Genomic DNA, 18,021 nt, shown 5'->3' on the forward strand with positions numbered 1-18,021 from the left:
GGTCAGACCTCCTTGGCGGCGGCGTGCACCAACCGATCCCGCACCTCGCCCCGCACCGAGGGCAACCCCGTGCGGTCGTCGGTGGGCACGGGCGCGTCGATGTAGTAGACCGCCGGACCCGTGCCCAGTTCGGTCAGGAGCTGCCGGTGGGGGTAGGTGGCCAAGAGCCGCGAGACCAGGCTGTTGGGGTCGTTCAGGTCGCCGGCCCAGCGGGCGCCCCCCACGCAGGTGGTGACGCACGAAGGCGGGGTCCCCCGGTCCAGCCGGTGGACGCAGAGGGTGCACTTGTCGGCCAGGCCCCGCTCCTCGTCGATGAAGCGGGCCTCGTAGGGACAGGAGACCACGCAGTACCGGCAGCCCACGCACCGGTTCGCATCCACCAGCACCACGCCGTCGGCCCGCTGGTGCGACGCGCCCGTGGGGCAGACGTCCACGCAGACGGGGTGGTCGCAGTGCATGCAGTTGCCCGGCTCGAAGCGGAGCGAGAGGTCGGGGAAGGCACCCTCCACCCCCCCGCTGCGCACCCAGTTGCGGCTGTGGCCCAGGGGCACCTGGTTCTCGGCCCGGCAGGCCACCTGGCAGGCCTCGCAGTCGATGCAGCGGCGGGTGAGGATCACGAAGCCGTAGCGCCGGCCCTTGACGTCAGCCACGGGCGTTCCCCCCTTGCGTCCCGCGGCCCGGCCCCGCCAGGGCCGTCCCGCCGGCGGGGGTCGCGGCAGCCGTCACGGTCGCGGCGGCCGCCTGCGCCAGGCTCGCCGGCCGGGAGGCCTCCTCGGCCTGGCGGAGGTCCTCAGCCGTCGGACGGCTCACGCTCACGAAGGTCTCGCTCAGGGCCTGGGAGCCGGTAACGGGGTCCGTGATGGAGACGTGCAGGGCCGAGTCGCTCACGCCCCGCCGGAAGGCGTTCCTCAGGGCGGCGCTGATGTGGCCGAAGCCCGGCGTCAGGTAGACACAGTCGGGTCGGATGCCCTCGGTCACCTGGCAGCGGACCAGCACCCGGCCGGCCCCGCTCTCCACCTTGACCAGGTCGCCCGTCTTCACGCCCAGGCGCCGGGCGGCGGAGGGATGGAGCCAGAGGGGGTTGTCGTCGGCGATCTCGGTGAGCCAGCGGTTGTTCTGGGTGCCCATCTGGCTGTGCTGGGCCACCTTTCCCGTGAGCAGGTAGGAGTGGCCCTGGGGCGGGCGGGGCGGCTCCTGCCAGGTGGGGACCGGAGGCTCGCCCACCCGGGCCAGCAGCGAGGAGGCCAGCTCGATCTTCCCCGAGGTGGTGTGGAAGTGGAAGGGATCGGGCCGCTCGCCTTCGGGCGGCTGGTAGGAGCCCCGGGCCTTCAGCTCCTGGAGGCTCACGGGGTAGGGGGCGAGCTGGGTGCAGAGCAGGTCCTCCTCGTCCTCGTAGGGGAAGTAGTCGGCCAGCCCCAGCCGCCGGCCCAGCTCCTTGAAGATCCAGAGAGCCGAGCGGGTGTCGTGGAGCGGCTCGACGACCGGCTGGCGGATGAAGACCTTCCCACCGGCGGTGGTGAGGGGGTCGTAGCGCTCCAGATAGGTGGACTCGGGAAGGATGACGTCGGCGAAGTAGGCGGTGTCGTTGGGGATCACGTCGATGACGCCTATGAAGTCCAGCTTCTCGAAGGCCCGCAGGGTCTTGGCCCGCTCGGAGATGGAGAGGATGGGGTTCTGCCGGCTCACCAGCCACCCGTGGGCCTGGTAGGGCTGACCGCTCAGCACCGCGTCCCGGATCTCCTGGTAGGAGCCGTACTTGAGCGGCACCAGCGGGTGTTTCCAGGGCACGCCGTCGAGCCGGGGCGCCCGCACCGCCGGGTAGGGCGGCTGGGCAAGGGTGCCCAGCTCGGGGCCGCCCTCCTCGCCGTCCTCGGGAAGCAGGCCGCCCGGGACGTTCCAGTTGCCTGCCAGCGCGTTGAGCACCGCGATGGCCCGCTCGGTCTGGAAGGAGTTGACGAAGTTGGAGGTCCGCCATCCGGGGTGGGCCACCGCATGGGGCGCGGCCGCCGCGAACTCCCGGGCGATGCGGCGGATGGTGGCGGCCGGCACCTCGCACCATCCCTCGGCCCACTCGGGGGTGTAGCCCGCCACCGCCCGGGCCAGCTCGTCGAGGCCGACCGTGTGCTTCTCCACAAAGGCCCGGTCGTACAGCCCTTCCGAGATCATGACCTGCAGCAGCGCCAGGAAGAAGGCCAGGTCGGTCCCGGGGCGAACGGGCAGCCACTCGGAGGCCATGGCGGCGGACTTGGTGAATCGGGGGTCCAGCACCACCACCTTGGCGCCCCGGTTGACCATCTCCACGAAGTCCTGGGTTTCGGAGTTGCTGATGGCCTCGGCCAGGTTCCGCCCCGTGAAGATGGCGTAGCGGGCGTTCCGCAGGTCCGCCGGCGGCTGGGCGATGCCGTAGGTGAAGAGGAAGGCCATGGTCATGGCGTTGAAGCAAAGGCTCCGCTGGGTGCCGTAGTTGGGGGTGCCGTAGGCCTTCAGCAGGTTCTCGAAGTAGGGCTGGGAGAGGTTGTGGGTGGAGCTGACGATCATGGCCTCGGGGCCGTAGCGCTCCTTGATGCGCTGCATCTGCTCGGCGGTGTAGTCGAGCGCCTCCTCCCAGGAAACCCGCCGCCAGAGCCCCGAGCCCCGCTCGCCCGCCCGGATCATGGGGAAGCGGAGCCGGTCCGGGTCGTAGAGAACCTGCAGGCCGGCGTTCCCCCGGGGGCAGAGGCGGCCCCGGCTGTTGGGGTGGTCCGGGTTACCCTCGAGCTTCACTACCCGCCCGTCCCGCACCCGGGCCTTCACCCCGCAGCGCCAGACGCACATCTCGCAGAGGGTGTAGACCTCCCGCTCCGTGCCCACGGCGGCCGTGCCCAACGGACCCGCCGCGGCCGTGGCGGTGTCGCCGGCCAACCCCGGCAGGCCGTAGCGCATCCCCAGCGCCAGCGCGGCCGCGGAGGTGACGCCCGCCTTGAGGAAGCGGCGGCGGGAGAAGAGCCGGTCCCAGGTGACGACCTCCCCGACCGCCGGCTCCCGGTGCACCGGGCCGCCCGCATCCTTCGGCCGCTGCGAACGCTCCCGGCGCCGCGCCGCCTCCCGCGGCGCTTGCCGCTCGTGATCGCCGCTCATAGCTTCTTCGCCTCCAGGAAGAGGAAGAGTCCCACGCTTGCCTGGACGAAGAGGAGGATCACCAGCCACGGCTGCACGTTCCACAGGCTCGCGAGGGTGGGTCCACCCAGGTTGGCCATGGCGTGGACGGGGCGGAAGACCTGGGTGTAGGTGGCCCCGAAGAGGACGGCCCCCCCGAGGAAGCCCAGCATGCCGGGCAGCAGGTAGTCCAGGCTGCCCTGGCCGGCGCCCGCCACCACGGTGCCGGGGCAGAAGCCGGCCAGCGCCATGCCGATGCCGAAGATGGCGCCGCCCAGCAGGTTCCCCACCACATAGGTCTCGTTCACCTGGAGCTCCAGCAGTCCCAGGTCCCGGAAGAGGAAGATCCCCACCATGCCCGTGGCCATGGCGCTCATCATGAACTTGAGCACGGTCATGTCCTTGAGGAGGAAGACGTTGACGATGTTCTTGTACCGTGAGAGCCCCGCCCGCTGCAGCAGGAACCCGAAGGCGAAGCCGAAGAGGAGCGCGAGGAGCGTCTGCACCGTCAGGACCTCCCTTCCTGGGGTCGGGCCGTGCGCGGGGTCGCGGTGCGGCCGGTCGTCCTCTGGCCCGCCCGGCCGGCAACCAGCGCCTTCTTCCGCCCGTATGCCAGGTGGGCGGTGACGATGCCGGTGGTGAAGAGGCCGCCCACGAAGAGGAAGGCCGCCGGGGCCAGCTGCACGCCGCCCGAAATGGCCAGCCCGCTGGTGCAGCCCCCGGCGATCCCGGCGCCGTACTCGCAGAGGACGCCACCGGCGAAGGCGATGCCCCAGCGCTTCCAACGGGAGGGCCCGAAGACCTGGGTCCACTGCTCCCGGGGCGTCCACTCCCAGGCGAAGTCGCCCGAGAGGAGGCTCGAGGCCAGCGCTCCCAGGAAGACGCCCACCAGCAACCATACCTGCCAGGTGAAGCCCGGCGGCATCAGGAAGCGGAAGTAGACGCTCTGGGAAAGCCCCGCCCCCACCGTCTTCAGGAGCCCGCTGGCCGCCGTCTCGAAGGTCCCCGACGCGCCCAGGAGCTGGTTGGAGAAGAGCAACGCCAGGGTGCTCACCACCCCCAGCCCCGCGCCGGCTGCGTAGGGCGACCAGCTCCGGGCCCGTAGCCAGGCCTGCACTCGTTCCATCACGACACCTCCTTGGCGCGCGCCAGGGTGAGGAGCAGGGCCAGCTCGTCGACGGGGAGGCGTCGCAGCCGCTCCAGCACCTCAGGATCCAGCCCCGCCACCCGCCGGAGGAGGAGCTCGCCCTCCTCGCCCCGCTCCAGCAGCGCTTCCAGCGCCCGGAGGGTGCGCGGGTGCGCCCGGGCCAGGAGCCGGGCGAGTGGGAGCAGGTCCGGGTCGAGCTGCTGTGGGGTGCTGCCGCTGTGGGTGCCGTTGCCCGTGCCTGCGGCAGCCACAGGGTGCTGGGTTGACCCGGCCTTCCCTTGGGCAACCTCGGCGCTACTGGCGATGCCCGCCTCGAACCGCTGGGTCCGGGTGCCCTGCCGCCGGGCGCGCCGATGCAGGTAGCCGTAGGTGCCCAGCCCCGCGGCGGCGAGCAGGTTGAGGATCACCAGCAGCAGGTTGCCGGGGCTGATGCGCCCCGGGCCCGGCGGCAGCCGAAAGTCGATGAGGTCGACGTCGCCCGAGATGGGGAGTGCCACCATCGAGGGGCCCCATCCGCCGGCCGGCCCAGCATAGGCAGCTCTGCGCCCGTCGGTTGCCGAACCCTCGGCTGGGGCGGGGGAGCCGCTTCCGGCAGCGTCCGCCCGCGTACCCTCGCTGCGTGCCGGCGCGTCGTCCACAGCATCCTCCGGCCCACCGGGCATGCTCGCGGGCGTCCCACCCGCCTTGGATCCGCCCGGCGTGATGCCGAGAGCCGTCGCATAGACGTCGACGCGTGCGTTCAGGTCCGTCATGTGGCAGGTGGCGCACGAGGTGGCGGGGTCGGCCAGCGGCTGCCACATCCCCTGGTGGGCGGCGGAGGCGGTGGTCTCCGTCACCACCCCGCCGTGGCAGAACTCGCAGAAGTCGCCGAAGGCGTGGTCTTCGTGCCACTCACCCAGGTGCGAGACGGGCATCGCTCCCCGGGTCTCGTGGCAGGTCTTGCACGAAGAGGAAGAGGCGCCGCAAGCGGCGTCGACCTCGTAGGACGCGGCGTCCAGCGGCCAGAGGATCGGATCGTCCAGCCCACGGCCCCAGGCGACGGCGAGCAGGACGCCCGCCAGCGGAACGAGACAAGGAAGCCAGGTACCCAGCGAAGATCGTGGTGGTCTGCCGTCACGCCGGGCGGCCGTGGAGCCGGCCCGTGCGGAAGGCCGGTGCTCGAGCACCGCGCATCACCCCCGCTCACATCCATGCTGGAGCAGGGGGCGTTCGCCCGCAATCTATTGGGTTCGCCAGCGGAGGTGGGGAGAGCGAACAAAGGTGCGGATAGGCGTGATTATCATCACGATCACCAGCCTCGATTCCGGGCGGCTGGCGCACGACGCCTCCGGGTCCGGGGTGGGGGACGCCTGTCGTTCACTCGGGGGGCGCCTGGTGCTCGAGCTGATCCAGGAGCGCCTCCATCTCCCGGAGCCGCCGCCGCAGCTCCTCCACCAGGGCTTGGGTCTGCTCGGGGGTGAGGGCCTGCCCTGGCGGCAGGGCGACGCCGGGCGCAGGAGGCTGGGTTGCCGCCGGCGGCCGGGTGCCCAGGACGAAGGCCCGGATCTCCTGGTCCGTCTCCAGGGCGGTGACGGCGTTGTCGGTGCTGTTCACGAAGGCCTGATAGGCGATGCCCGCCGAGTCCTCGGGGGCCACGGTGACCTTCCAGTAGAGGACCCCATCGCGCACGAAGGGCAGCGGCTCCACCAGGACGAAACGGCTCCAGTCCACGATGGGATTGGCCCGCCGCACGTAGTCCAGGGCCCGCACCGGCCCCGTGAGCGACGCGGCCGCGTCGAGCTCCTGCAGGTCCACCCGCCCCGTGACCGCATCCACCAGGAAGATCTTGAAGATGCCGTGGCTCTGGCCGTAGGGCTCGGTGGAGACGAACCACTTCATCCCTTCTTGGGTCTGCATGAGGAAAGGCTGGCGGTTCTCGGTCTCGGGGACGTCCTGGATCTCCACCTGGTCGGCGTGGAGGAAGAGCTTGTTGGTGAGACCCCGGCGGTACGCATAGGCGTGGGCGGTGAGGCGGGCCAGCCCCTCGGGATAGAGGCGGGTGCCGGCGGTTACCGGGTGGCGCTGGGCCTCCTCGGGCTCCAGGAAGGCGATGCGCCCGGTCGAGTCCACCAGGAAGACACCCGCGAAGCGGGGTACCGTGTAGAGGAGACCCCAGCGGAAACGGAACGAGTAGGCGATGGCCGGTACGACCGTGTAGACCTCGGTTCCCTGCTCCTCTTGCCGCACGACGTAGTACGGCTTCTCGGTACCCACCCAGAAGCGGTGCTGGTAGAGGCGAATCCAGAGGTTGTCCATCACGAGCATGCCCTCGCCGACGGCCAGAGGCCGCTCCAGCAGGCGGCCGTTCTTCTGCTGGGTGCTCGCCCGCACTGAGATGAGCCCCAGGTTCGGCCGGGTGAACTTGAGCACCAGACCGTCGGGGACCAGGACGAACTGCCAGGTGAGCTCGCCGTCCTGCTCCACCAGGGCCGAGCGGCCCAGGCGGTACTGGCTGAGCTGCAGCGCGTCCCGGGCGTAGCGGGCCGCCACCTCCCGGGGCATGAGGCGGATGCTCTGGCCCGATTCGGGGAGCGTCTCCACCGGGTGGTACGTCGTCTCGCTCGCCAGGGTGACCAGGCTGAGGCCGTTGCCGAAGAGGAACCCCGTTGCCAGGAGCACCACCAGCAGCGGAGCGGAAACCCACCAGAGCCAGCGGTAGTGGAAGGAGCGAAGCTCCACCTGGCCGTGCTGGGTGGTCTGGTAGGCCCCCCGGTGGAGCCCCATCAGCCCCCGCACCTGGCGGAGGACGAAGACGTGGATCAGGAGCCAGACGACGAAAGCCTCGAAGAGGGCGGGATGGACGTAGACGAAGAAGAGCAGGTCATGGAAGGCGGACCTGAGCAGGTAGGTCACCACCAGCAGGGCCGCGCCCAGTGTCCCTAACACGTAGCGCATCCTGCCACCCCCTCGGCTTGTCAGACGACCCGGCACGAGGTCGCCCGGTCCGCCGGATCCTCGCTCACTGCGGCTCGAGCTGGAAGAAGACCGGTGTCAGCTGCCCCGGCTGCACGTACACCCAGCGGCGGGCCGTGCGGTATCCATCGGCCCGGACCTCCACCCAGTGGCCGCCGACCCCCAGCTCCTCACGCAGCGGCGTGGTGCCCAGGTAGCGGCCGTCCACGTAGACCGGGACCCAGGGCGGCTCGCTGTTCACCCGCACCCACCCCGTGCGCTGCCGGGGTGGCGGGGGCGGCGACGGCCGGCCCACCTCGAACCAGGTCCAGGCGCTGGACCATTCCCGCTCCGGCACCACCCGGAGGAAGCCCCGCACCTCCTCCTTCACGCGCAGCGGATCGTCGCCCAGGAGGGGGAAGGGGTCCCGCATGGAGTCGCTCCAGTCCAACCGGGAGACCCGGCTGCGGGTGGCCAGGATCTGCAGGTACTCGGTTCCCCCGGGCCCTTCCACCCGAAATCGGTAGCCGGCTCCGGGCAGCCAGTGCTCGCCGGCGCCCACGTGGTTGTCGCGGTCGAAGCGATTGGGAAAGATGAGGCGAACGGTACCCCGGGCGTCCTGATTGTAGATGTAGACGTACGAGGGCTCGCTCACCCGGAAACGGATCTCCACGGTGTCGCCGATGTCGTAGCTCCTGCGGTCCGTGTCGATGTAAACCTTGACGTCTCCTGGCTTGGGCTGAACGATGATGCTCTCGGGGGCGACCCGCTCGGGCGCCACCGGGGCCGGCGCGACCTGGTCCGCCCCTTCGCCGCCTTCGATGGCGTAGCCGGGCACGACCCAGGCGGTCCAGGCGAGCCCCACCAGGACCCAGGCGAGCAGGAGGGCGATGGGCCAACGGCGCACGACGTCCACCTCCATGGTTGAGGTCCACTGGAAGGATACGCCACAGCACGGCCCGCGTCCTGTACCCGGGCCTCGGTTCACGAACCTTTTACACGGATAGCCCCGAAAGGGAACGAGGGGACGCGGGGGTTCCGGGGCGTGGACTGGGGCGGGCAGACCTCACCCATGCGACGCCGTGACCGTTACGGTAGGGCTGGGTGGGCAACGTAAGCATGGTACGCTATGCTTGTCAAGCGAGGGGCGCATCGGCTGGGGCCGAAGGAGCCCGTGCACGTCCACCGGAAGGTACGGTAGAATGAGGGAGCGGACGAACCTGCGCCCGGAGGAGAGTGGGGGATCGACCGATGGTGGGCGATCGAACGTTGAACGTGGGCCCCCACCAGGTCTTGCTGGACCGCCTGGCGGACGCCTGCCGGGCGGCCTACGGCGAGTGCCTCGTGTCGCTGGTCGTCTACGGATCCGTGGCCCCGACCACAAGCCGGGGGAGAGCATCGAGCCATGACGAACGGGAGCCTCGCGCGGAGCTACCTGAACAAGGCGTCAGCCCGTCTTCGGGCACTGGACGTCCTGATGGAGCAGAAGGATTACTCGGACGTGGTCCGGGAAGCCCAGGAGCTTCGCGGTGACCGGGAGATCCTGGCCAGGGGGACACGCTGGAGCTACCGTGAGGTCGAGGGGGACGAGCCGGTCGCGGTCTTCCTCCACGCGTTCCCCCTGCAGAAGGCCATGTGGGAGCCGGTGCTGGAAGCGCTGGAGGGCCGCGCGCGGGCCGTCGCGCTGGACCTCCCAGGCTTCGGAAGCAGCGCGTCCCTTCCGGCCGAGCCCACCATGGACGCCTACGCTGACGCGACCGCCGGCTTCCTGGACGCGCTCGGAATCGGGCAGGCGATCCTCTGCGGCCTCTCCATGGGCGGATACCTGGCCTTCGCCCTCTGGCGGCGCCACCGGGAACGGGTCGCTGGCCTGGTCCTGGCCGACACCCGGGCTGGCGCCGACACCGCCCAGGCCCGGCAGGGCCGCTACGACCTCGTCGCCCGCCTGGAGCTCCAGGGCGCCCGGGCCGCCGCCGAGCAGTTCCTCCCGAACCTGGTGGGGCCCACCACCCGAGGCCGCCGGCCGGAGCTCCTGGAGCACCTGGAGGGCTGGATCCTCGCCAACTCGCCCCAAGGGATGGCGGCCGCCGCCCGGGCCATGGCCGAACGGCCCGATTCCACTGACCTCCTGGCCGGCATCGACGTTCCCGCCTTGGTGGTGGTGGGCGAGGAAGACGGCCTCACGCCGCCTGAAGAGGCCGAGCGGATGGCCGGCGCGATCCCCGGGGCGACGCTTGCGCGCATCCCGCAGGCGGGCCACCTGAGCGCGCTGGAGCAGCCCGGCCCCTTCAACTCGGTGCTGATCGGCTTCCTCGATCGGTTCCGTGCGGGCGGCTGAGCGGCGCCTCAGCTCTCTGCCGCCCCGGCCGCCTCCAGGACGTCGGCGAAGATCCGGTCGTACTCGGCCAGGGTGGCGGCCCGCACGATGCGAGCCCGGTACCCCGAGGCGCCGGGGAAGCCCTTCAGGTAGTGGGGGGCATGCTCCCGCATCTGGAGGCAGGCGGTGTGCTCGCCCTTCAGGTCGGCCAGCAGGCGCAGGTGGCGCCGGGCCATGGACACCCGTTCCTCAGGCGTCGGTTCAGGCAGCACCTCGCCCGTCTGCAGGTAGTGCAGGCTCCGGCGGAAGATCCACGGGTTCCCCAGCGCGCCCCGGGCGATCATGGCCCCGTCGCAGCCGGTCTCGAGCAGCATCCGCTCCACGTCCTGGGGCGCGAAGAGGTCGCCGTTGCCGATGACGGGGATGGAGAGGGCTTCCTTCACAGCCTGGATCCACTCCCACCGGACCCGGCCCGAGCGTCCCTGGGTGCGGGTTCGCCCGTGGACGGCGATGGCGGCCACGCCCACGCCCTCCAGGCGCCGGGCCAGGTCCACCACGTTGATGGTCTCCTCGTCCCAGCCCGCCCGCATCTTGACCGTCACCGGGATGGAGACCGCCCGCACCATCGCGCCCAGGATGGCCGCCGCCCGCTCGGGCTCCCGCATGAGCGCCACGCCCGCCTGGGCCTTCAGCACCTTGGGCACGGGGCAGCCCATGTTGAAGTCGACCACGTCGGCCCCGGCCGCCTCCACCCGCCGCGCCGCCTCGGCCGCCTCCACGGGTTCCGAGCCGAAGATCTGGATGCTCACCGGGTGCTCGTCGGGGTGGGTGCGGAGCATGTCGAAGCTCCGCCGGTTCCCCAGCACCAGGGCCCGGGCGCTGACGAACTCGGAGCAGACCATGGCCGCGCCCTGCTCGCGGCAGAGGAGGCGGAAGGCCAGGTTGCCCACCCCCGCCATGGGCGCGAGCACCACCGGGTGCGCGAGCGTCACGGAGCCGATGGCGAGCGGGCGGAGGAGGCCTCCAGGCGCGTGCCTCCCCGCAGCCGCCTGCGCGAGGCCCCGATCCGTTCGGGCGGGATCCGTTCGATGATCCATGATGGCCTGGCGCACCAGCCTGTTCCCTCCCGTAGTGCGGGCGGCTCTCCCGCCCAGTATAGCATGTCTGCTCGGCGGCCTGCGGTGCCTCGCCCAACCGCCTGCGCCCTTATGAAATCCTGCGTAGGAGGACGTACAGGTTCCCAATCGCCTGCTGGTGGATCTCGTCGGCGGCGGGTTCTCGCACCAGCCACCCGTGCATGAGCTGGACGCGATAGCGATGATCGTCCTCCGGCAGGGCCTCGTAGTCGTCGACGGTGTAGGGGCCGCAGCCCGGGCTGGGGCAGCGCTCTGCGGGAAGGAGACCCAGGCACGGCCGTGAAGGGAAAGAGTAACGACGTCTTGCCCACGGAGGCGTTGCAGGATGGAGAGAACCCATGGCGAGCCGGGTGGCCCGGTGCGCCTGCGTCGAAGGATGCTGGCGGGTCGTTGCCTTCGCGCCGCGTGTCCGGGGCCCGGCCGCGGGTCCCTTTCGGCTGCGCTCGTGCTTGCCCTGCTCGTACCCTGGCTCGCCGTGGTCGCGGCGCCTGCCACCGCCCAGGGACTAGACGCGATCGAGGGTGGCGTGCTGCGGGTGGAGCAGGAGGGCCGCTTCATCGATCTTCCGCTGAAGCACACGGCTGTGGAGGCCGAGGTGAGCGGGCCCGTCGCCTTCGTCCAGGTGCAGCAGGTGTACGAGAACGACCTGGAGCAGCGGCTGGAGGCCGTCTACGTCTTCCCGCTGCCCGAGAATGCGGCGGTGCACGGCATGAGCATCCGCATCAACGACCGGGTGATCGTGGGCGAGGTGAAGGAGCGGGAGGAGGCCCGGCAAGCCTTCGAGCAGGCCCGGGAGGAGGGGCGGAGCGCCGCCCTCCTGGAGGAGGAGCGGCCCAACGTCTTCACCCAGTCGCTCACCAACGTCCTGCCGGGGGAGACGGTGGTGGTGACCATCCAATACGTCCACCCCGTGCCCTACGACGACGGCGTCTACCGCTTCCGCTTTCCGATGGTGGTGGGACCCCGTTACGTTCCCGGCCGGCCTTCGGGTGGCGAGCCCAAGGGGACGGGCTGGTCGCCCGACACCGACCAGGTGCCCGACGCCTCCCGCATCACGGAGCCGGTGCTGAAGCCGGGCGAGCGCTCGGGGCACGACGTGGAGGTGCACCTCCGGCTGGAGGCGGGCCTGCCCGTGGAGACGCTGGGCTCCCCGTCGCACGCGATCGACGTGGGCTGGGGCGAGGATCGTTCCGGCGCCACCGTCTCCCTGAAGCCTTTCGACGCCATCCCCAACAAGGACTTCGTGCTGGAGTGGACCCTGGCCAACGACCAGCCCGCTCCGGCCCTGCTGACCCACCGGAACCCCGCCGACCCCTATGGCACCTTCCTCCTCTACCTGCAGCCCCAGCCCGAGGTGGAGGCGGGTCAGGCGGTTCCCAAGGAAGTGGTCTTCGTCCTGGACACCTCAGGTTCCATGACGGGCGTACCTCTGGCCCAGGAGAAGCGGCTGATGCGCGAGGCGCTCACCCGGCTCAACCCCGACGACACATTCCAGATCCTTCGCTTCGCCAACGACTACACCGCCTTCTCGCCCTACCCCGTGCCCGTGTCGGATCACGCGATCCGAAACGCCCTGGAGTTCGTGGACGGGCTGGAGGCCTCGGGCGGCACGGAGATGATGCGGGGCGTGGAGGCGGCCCTGGCCTACCCGCCAGACCCCCGGCGGCTGCGGATGGTCCTCTTCCTCACCGACGGCTACATCGGAAACGAAAGCGCCGTCATGGCTTCGGTGGACGAGCTGGTGCGCACCTCCCGCCTCTTCTCGGTGGGCATCGGCGCCTCGCCCAACACCTTCCTCATCGAAGGCCTGGCCCGCTTCGGCCGGGGCTACGCCCAGTACATCGACACCGACGACCCGGTGGACGAGACCATCGCCCGCTTCTACCGGCGGCTGGCGAACCCGGTGCTGGTGGACCTGGAGCTGGACTGGGGCGGCGTGGAGGTGGAAGAGGTGCTGCCCACCCGCCTGCCGGACCTCTTCGACACGCAGCCGCTGGTGATCGTGGGCCGCTACCGGGCGGCCGGAAGCGGCGTCTTCACGGTGCGGGGCCGCGTGGCGGGCGGGACCTTCGAGGAGCAGGTGCCGGTCACCCTGCCTGAGGAGGCGCCGGGAAACGAGGCGCTCCCCTACCTCTGGGCCCGGCAGAAGGTGGAGACGCTGATGGACCGCCACCGCCTGGCCCGATCCCAGAGCGAGCGGGATGTTCTGGAGGCGCAGGTAGTCGCCCTGGCCCTGGAGCACGGGCTGGCCACCCCCTTCACCAGCTTCGTGGCGGTGGAGAGGGAGATCCGGGCCGACCTGGACCTGCCGCTCACCCAGGTGATCATCCCCAACCGGCTGCCCCAGGACGTCTCCTACGAAGGGATCTTCGGCCCGGCGGTGCGGGCGGCGGTGAACGTCCCCCGCATGAAGCCCGGCGACCCGACCCTCCTGGTGCAGGCACCCCCCGGCACCGACTCGGTGGTGGTCCGGTTTCCCTGGGGCGAGCGGAAGCTGGCCTTCCACGACCCGGTCCTGGACCGCTGGGTCACCCGCTTCCTGGTGCCGAGGGACCTGGGCGACGGGCGCTACGTCGTCGAGATCCTCCTGGTGCGGGGCGAGGAGCGGCGGGTGATCAGCGCCCTCTACCAGGTGGACTCCCAGGCGCCCCGCTTCCGGCTGGAGGTGGCCGGCGTCCGGCGCGGCAGCCTGGTGCTGCGGGCGGTGCCGGTGGCTCACGTCCTGACCGTGATGGGGCGGGGAGCCGAGGCCGTGGTGCTCGAGGATGCCCCCCACGTGGCGGTGCGCACGCCGGACGGCCGGATCCACCTGCTCACCTTCCAACAGGAGGCGCGGGTGTGGGAGGCGAGCATACCGCTGGCCGGGCTGCCCTCCTCCCGGCGCGGCAGCTTCCGCCTCGAGGCCCGGGACTACGCCGGGAACGTGCGGGTGGACGCCTTCGACCTGACGTGGTAGCGCCGGGGCCGGCGGAGAAGGGATCTCGATGACTCCTGGCTGGGCACGACAGGTGAGGCTCCTGGCCGTAGCGCTTGCCGCGGCGCTGGCGCTCTCGGCCCTGGGACCGGCCTCCGACGCGGGTGCTGCAGGCGCCTCGGGGGGCACGCCGGGCCTCGCCCTGCCGCCCCTGGCCGTCCGGAGCTTCCATGCCCCCAACGACGTCCGCGCCCTCGCCGTCCGGGATGGGTGGGTCTACCTCCGAGGCGGGGAGGGGGGCTACCGGTTCCCGGTGCGTGCCCTGCAGGGTTCGCTGGACGAAGCGGTACAGGCGGTGCGGGAGACGACAGAGGAGGCAGGCTCTCCGCCCGGGCTTCCCGCCGCAGGGGATCGGGTGGAAGGCATCCCGTACCCCATCGCCGACCGGGCGACCCTGGACGGGGCCACCTGGCTGGCCACCTTCGGCGGGGGGCTCTGGCGGCAGGCGCCTGGCAGGCTCGAGCAGGTCCCCGGCGCTCCGGCCGTGGTCCAGGCGCTGGGCATCGCGGCGGGTACCCTCGTGGCGGGCACGCCGGATGGACTGCTGCTGGTGCGGGCGGGGGAGAGCGGGGGCGCTTCGGCCGCCTCCTATCGGATCGGCCGGGTCACGTGGGACGGCCTCCCTTCGGACCATGTCGCGGCTCTGGCCTACGCCGCGGGTAGCGGCGGGGGCCGCCTCTGGGTGGGCACCTTCGACCAGGGCGTCGTCCTCTACGACGGCGGGCGCTGGCGGCCGCTGCCCCTGCCGGAGGGCCGCGCCCGCTGGATCACCGCCCTGCACTTCGACGGCACGGCCCTCTGGATCGGCACCGAGAACGGGCTCTACCGGGCCGAGGATCTGAGCGTCGTGCCGGCCCTGCCCGGGGTGAAGGTCCAGGCCCTGGTGGGGCAGGGGGGCCGGGTGCGGGTCCTGACGGGGGATGGCCTGGTGGAGGTGGGGCCCGACGGCGTACGGGCGTTGCCGATCTCGCTCGGGGCCCGCTACCAGGTGGCCGCCTCGGATGGCCGGAGCCTGTGGGTGGGGGGGTCGGCGGGGCTGGCGGCCGCGCGGGAGGAGGGTGAGCCGATCCGCTCCACGCCCGCGTCCGGGCACATCCCGCCCGCGTGGATCACCGCCATCCTTCCCCGGTCCGACGGCCTGGTGGTGGGGACGTACGATGCAGGCATCTACGCCGTTCCCGATCCCCTGGGCCCAGGAGGGGTGGGTTCAGGAGAAGCTGCGGGACCGGGGTACCGTACCCTGGTGCCGGGCGTCTGGGTGAACCCCGGCGCCCTTCACGAGCAGGCAGGCTTCCTCTGGGCGGGCACCCTGGGCGACGGGCTGGTGGCCTTGGCGAGAGGGGCATGGACGTCCATCGGCCCGGACCAGGGCCTGGCAGGGGCGGACGTGACCGCCCTGGCCGGCAGCGGCCGGGTCCTCTGGGTGGGCACACGTACCGGGCTGAGCCGGGTGGACCTGGGGGCGGAGGGCCCCTAGCCGGCGCGGGCACCGCCCGCCCGTGCTACGGCCGGTTCCACGGCAGGAGCCACCGCTCGAGCTGGCGGAGGAGCCAGGTGGAGAGGATCCCCAGGGCCGAGAGGACCACGATGCCTGCCATCAGCCGGGTGGTGAGCATCAGGTCGCCCGCGTTCAGGACGAGGAAGCCGAGCCCGCTGGTCGCCGCCACCATCTCCGCCGACACCACCAGGAGCAGGGCCATGCCTGCGCCCAGACGGAGGCCCGAGAAGACGACCGGCAGGGCGCTCGGGAGCACCACCTTGGTGATCACCTGGCGGCGGCTCGCGCCCAGGCTGATCGCGGCCCGCACCAGGATCGGGCTGGTCTGGCGCACGCCGGCGATGGTGTTGATGGCCAGCGGGAAGAAGACGCCCGTGGCGATGATGGCCACCTTGGACGCCTCGCCGATCCCCAGCCACAGCACGAAGAGCGGCAGCACCGCGATCTTGGGGATGGGGTAGAGAAGGGAGATCGCCGGGTCCAGCGCGCCCTCGGCCACCCGGGAGAGGCCTATGGCCAGCCCCACCACGATCCCTGCCGCAGCCCCCAGGGCGAATCCCCACACGATCCGCATCAGGCTGGCGCCGAGGCTCTGGACGAGGGTGCCCGTCTGCGCCATCCGGACCAGCTCGGCGGCAATGGCCGACGGTGCGGGCAGGTAGAGGGGAGCCACCCAACCCATGCGGGCGACACTTTCCCAGGCCAGGAGACCTAGGGCGACCACGACTGCACCGAGCCAGGCGTGGCTGGGGCCGGCCTCGTCCAGGGCGGGTATGGATGGTCTCCCGACCTCGATGCCATGAGAGCCGCGTGGCGTGCCCGGCGCTTCCGGCGTTCCCGCCCGGGGGCGCGCTGCCGCGGGGAAGGCGCCGGTAGCGGTCCGCCCTTGGGGGCCTCGGGCCCTCGTGTCCGGCGGCAGGTCGGTGCGAAGGCTCACCCGTCCTCACCCGCTTCCATCGCGGCCCGAGCCTCGTCCCGCAGGAGGCTCCACAGATCCTGGGAGAAGGCGGCGAACTCAGGCGTGGCGAGCAGGTCCTCGTCGCGGGGGCGGGCGAAGGGTACGTCGATCACCGCGCGTACCCGGCCGGGGCGCCGGGAGAGGAGGAGGATCCGCTCCGACAGGAAGGCGGCCTCCTGCAAGTTGTGGGTCACGTAGAGCACCGTCTTGGCCGTCTCCCGCCACAGGCGGAGGAGGTCCAGCTGCATCAGGGAACGGGTCTGGGCGTCCAGGGCCGAGAGCGGTTCGTCCATCAGGAGCACTTCGGGGTCGTTGGCCAAGGCGCGGGCGATGCCCACCCGCTGCTTCATGCCGCCCGAGAGCTCCCCGGGGTACTTGTCCGCGAAGGGGGTGAGGCCTACCATGGCCAGGTAACGCTCCACCCGCTCCCGCCGCTCGGAGGCAGGGAGCCCGCGGACCTCGGGACCGAAGGCCACGTTCTGGCGCACCGTGCGCCAGGGGAAGAGGGCGAACTCCTGGAAGACCACGGCGGTCAGCGGCCTGCGCGGGGCCGCCCCGCCCGGCTCAGGCCCGGCGGCCGGGGGCGTCCGAGCCTCGGCCACGTCCCGCCCCGCTCCAGCCTCCTGCCCCGCCCCAGCCTCCCGCACGAACCGCACCCGCCCCGACGTGGGAGGGATGAGGCCCGCCACGATGCTGAGCAACGTGGACTTGCCGCAGCCGCTGGGGCCGAGGACGGCCACGAATTCGCCGTCGCGGCTCTCGAAGTCCACGGTGCGGAGGGCCTCCACCTCGCCGCGGCGGCCCCGGTACCGCTTGGAGATCCCCTCGATGACGACCCGCACGCTCGCCCTCCTCGCCGGCGGCCTACAGCCCCGCCACGGCCTCGCGGACGAGGCTGAGGTCCACGAAGTCCTCCACGGGCACGATCCGGCTCTGCATCGCGTTGGCGTGGTACCACTCCTGCTGGCGGAGCAGGTCGTCCACGTCGGGGAGGCCGTCCCGGTCGATGTACGAGAGCGACTTCGCGATCACGTCCGGCGTCTGCTCGGTGTAGCGGGCGACGATGGCCAGCACCTCATCGTAGCGGGCTCCGTGCGGATCGGTGAGCACGGCGTCGGAGTAGTAGCGCACGCCCCGCACGTACGCCCGCAGGAAGCGGACAGCGAGGTCCCGGTTCTCCCGGAAGCGGTTCGAGACGAAGACGCCCGTCACCTGGTAGGGGATCTCGCCGGCCCAGAAGACGACCTTGCCCCAGCCCTCCTCCTCGGCGTTGGCGCCCCAGGGCGGGGAGAGGATCGCCGCGTCCACGGTGCCCTCCTTCACCGCGTCGATCATGATGCTCATGCTCCGCAAGGGGACCAGCTCCACGTCCCGCAGGCCCAGGCCGGCCGTGGCCAGGATCTGGGCGATCTGGTAGTGGTAGGTGGATCCCAGGGTGGTGATGCCCACCCGCTTGCCACGCAGGTCCGCTACCTGGCGCAGGCCGCCCTCGTAGCGCGCCCGGCTGGTGACCAGGGCGTTCAGGCGGTAGCCCGGATGCTCGGAGCCCCGGTCCGCCACCAGCCAGATCTTGCTGCCGGCGGCCACCGCGTTGTAGAGGGCGGCGGTGATGCCCGTGGCGCCTACGTCGATGTCGCCCGACGCGACGGCGGTGGCGATGGGGGCCGCCGCGGCGAACCACTGCACGTCCACCCGGAGCCCCTCGGCCTCGAAGAAGCCCTTGTCCAGGGCCACGTAGATGGGCGCGCCCCCGATGAGCTTCAGCGTGCCCAGGCGGACCACGTCCTGCGCCGCCGCCGGCGCGCCGAGCCCCACGCCCCCGAACACCCCCAGGAGGGTGACAACGGCAGCCACGACGCGACGAAGGTGCGGATTCAGCAAGCGAGAGACCTCCAGTCGACGAGGAAAGGTAGGAATGAACATCA

General features: G+C 71.6%; 14 protein-coding genes. 3 read left to right on the forward strand and 11 right to left on the reverse strand.

Going from position 1 to position 18,021, the window contains the following annotated elements; translation table 11 throughout:
- Positions 1-2: 2 nt before the first annotated feature.
- The 7 genes from LIP_RS06240 to LIP_RS06270 form a co-directional block, all read right to left on the reverse strand.
- Complete coding sequence (locus LIP_RS06240; RefSeq protein WP_068135740.1) at positions 3-650, reverse strand: 4Fe-4S dicluster domain-containing protein; 648 nt, start codon at positions 648-650, stop codon at positions 3-5.
- Positions 643-3,117, reverse strand: coding sequence for a molybdopterin-dependent oxidoreductase (locus LIP_RS06245; RefSeq protein ID WP_082725942.1), 2,475 nt, complete (start codon positions 3,115-3,117; stop codon positions 643-645). Before LIP_RS06245 ends, LIP_RS06240 begins: the two co-directional genes overlap by 8 nt.
- The gene (locus tag LIP_RS06250; protein WP_068135742.1) at positions 3,114-3,641 is read right to left on the reverse strand and encodes a YeeE/YedE thiosulfate transporter family protein; all 528 of its coding nucleotides are present in this window, start codon (positions 3,639-3,641) and stop codon (positions 3,114-3,116) included. Before LIP_RS06250 ends, LIP_RS06245 begins: the two co-directional genes overlap by 4 nt.
- 2 nt (positions 3,642-3,643) lie before the next feature.
- Positions 3,644-4,261 (reverse strand): YeeE/YedE thiosulfate transporter family protein, encoded by a 618-nt coding sequence (locus tag LIP_RS06255; protein WP_082725943.1) that lies wholly within the window; start codon positions 4,259-4,261, stop codon positions 3,644-3,646.
- The gene (locus LIP_RS06260; RefSeq protein ID WP_144440365.1) at positions 4,261-5,448 is read right to left on the reverse strand and encodes a cytochrome c3 family protein; all 1,188 of its coding nucleotides are present in this window, start codon (positions 5,446-5,448) and stop codon (positions 4,261-4,263) included. Before LIP_RS06260 ends, LIP_RS06255 begins: the two co-directional genes overlap by 1 nt.
- 190 nt (positions 5,449-5,638) lie before the next feature.
- Complete coding sequence (locus tag LIP_RS06265; protein ID WP_068135747.1) at positions 5,639-7,216, reverse strand: hypothetical protein; 1,578 nt, start codon at positions 7,214-7,216, stop codon at positions 5,639-5,641.
- A 64-nt stretch (positions 7,217-7,280) separates the two neighbouring features.
- Complete coding sequence (locus LIP_RS06270) at positions 7,281-8,120, reverse strand: DUF4384 domain-containing protein (protein WP_068135751.1); 840 nt, start codon at positions 8,118-8,120, stop codon at positions 7,281-7,283.
- 498 nt (positions 8,121-8,618) lie between these two features.
- On the opposite strand from LIP_RS06270, the gene LIP_RS06275 reads away from it, so the two are divergent.
- Positions 8,619-9,551, forward strand: coding sequence for an alpha/beta fold hydrolase (locus LIP_RS06275; RefSeq protein WP_198409754.1), 933 nt, complete (start codon positions 8,619-8,621; stop codon positions 9,549-9,551).
- Between the two features lie 8 nt (positions 9,552-9,559).
- On the opposite strand, the gene dusB is transcribed toward LIP_RS06275, so the two are convergent.
- Positions 9,560-10,642: a tRNA dihydrouridine synthase DusB gene (dusB, locus tag LIP_RS06280; protein ID WP_198409755.1), complete on the reverse strand. Its 1,083-nt coding sequence runs from the start codon at positions 10,640-10,642 to the stop codon at positions 9,560-9,562.
- Positions 10,643-10,991: 349 nt separating this feature from the next.
- On the opposite strand from dusB, the gene LIP_RS06285 reads away from it, so the two are divergent.
- Entirely contained in the window at positions 10,992-13,622 is a 2,631-nt protein-coding gene (locus tag LIP_RS06285; protein ID WP_082725945.1) for a VIT domain-containing protein, read from the forward strand.
- A 28-nt stretch (positions 13,623-13,650) separates the two neighbouring features.
- Complete coding sequence (locus LIP_RS06290) at positions 13,651-15,117, forward strand: ligand-binding sensor domain-containing protein (protein WP_144440366.1); 1,467 nt, start codon at positions 13,651-13,653, stop codon at positions 15,115-15,117.
- 25 nt (positions 15,118-15,142) lie between these two features.
- On the opposite strand, the gene LIP_RS06295 is transcribed toward LIP_RS06290, so the two are convergent.
- The 3 genes from LIP_RS06295 to LIP_RS06305 form a co-directional block, all read right to left on the reverse strand.
- On the reverse strand, positions 15,143-15,820 hold the full coding sequence (locus tag LIP_RS06295; protein ID WP_082725946.1) for an ABC transporter permease: 678 nt from the start codon (positions 15,818-15,820) through the stop codon (positions 15,143-15,145).
- Between the two features lie 251 nt (positions 15,821-16,071).
- Positions 16,072-16,938 carry an ABC transporter ATP-binding protein gene (locus LIP_RS06300; protein ID WP_068135760.1) on the reverse strand — a complete coding sequence of 289 codons (867 nt, stop codon included), beginning with the start codon at positions 16,936-16,938 and terminating at the stop codon, positions 16,072-16,074.
- Positions 16,939-16,960: 22 nt separating this feature from the next.
- Positions 16,961-17,977, reverse strand: a complete 1,017-nt coding sequence (locus LIP_RS06305) for an ABC transporter substrate-binding protein (RefSeq protein WP_068135764.1) — start codon at positions 17,975-17,977, stop codon at positions 16,961-16,963.
- Positions 17,978-18,021 lie beyond the last annotated feature (44 nt).

Source organism: Limnochorda pilosa, assembly GCF_001544015.1.
GTDB lineage: Bacteria > Bacillota > Limnochordia > Limnochordales > Limnochordaceae > Limnochorda > Limnochorda pilosa.

Excerpts from the sequence above, each read along its gene's own strand:
- LIP_RS06245 (WP_082725942.1), bottom strand. The coding sequence starts at position 3,117 with ATGAGCGGCGATCACGAGCGGCAAGCGCCGCGGGAGGCGGCGCGGCGC.
- LIP_RS06255 (WP_082725943.1), bottom strand. The coding sequence starts at position 4,261 with ATGGAACGAGTGCAGGCCTGGCTACGGGCCCGGAGCTGGTCGCCCTAC.
- LIP_RS06265 (WP_068135747.1), bottom strand. The coding sequence starts at position 7,216 with ATGCGCTACGTGTTAGGGACACTGGGCGCGGCCCTGCTGGTGGTGACC.
- LIP_RS06275 (WP_198409754.1), top strand. The coding sequence starts at position 8,619 with ATGACGAACGGGAGCCTCGCGCGGAGCTACCTGAACAAGGCGTCAGCC.
- LIP_RS06285 (WP_082725945.1), top strand. The coding sequence starts at position 10,992 with ATGGAGAGAACCCATGGCGAGCCGGGTGGCCCGGTGCGCCTGCGTCGA.
- LIP_RS06290 (WP_144440366.1), top strand. The coding sequence starts at position 13,651 with ATGACTCCTGGCTGGGCACGACAGGTGAGGCTCCTGGCCGTAGCGCTT.
- LIP_RS06295 (WP_082725946.1), bottom strand. The coding sequence starts at position 15,820 with ATGGGTTGGGTGGCTCCCCTCTACCTGCCCGCACCGTCGGCCATTGCC.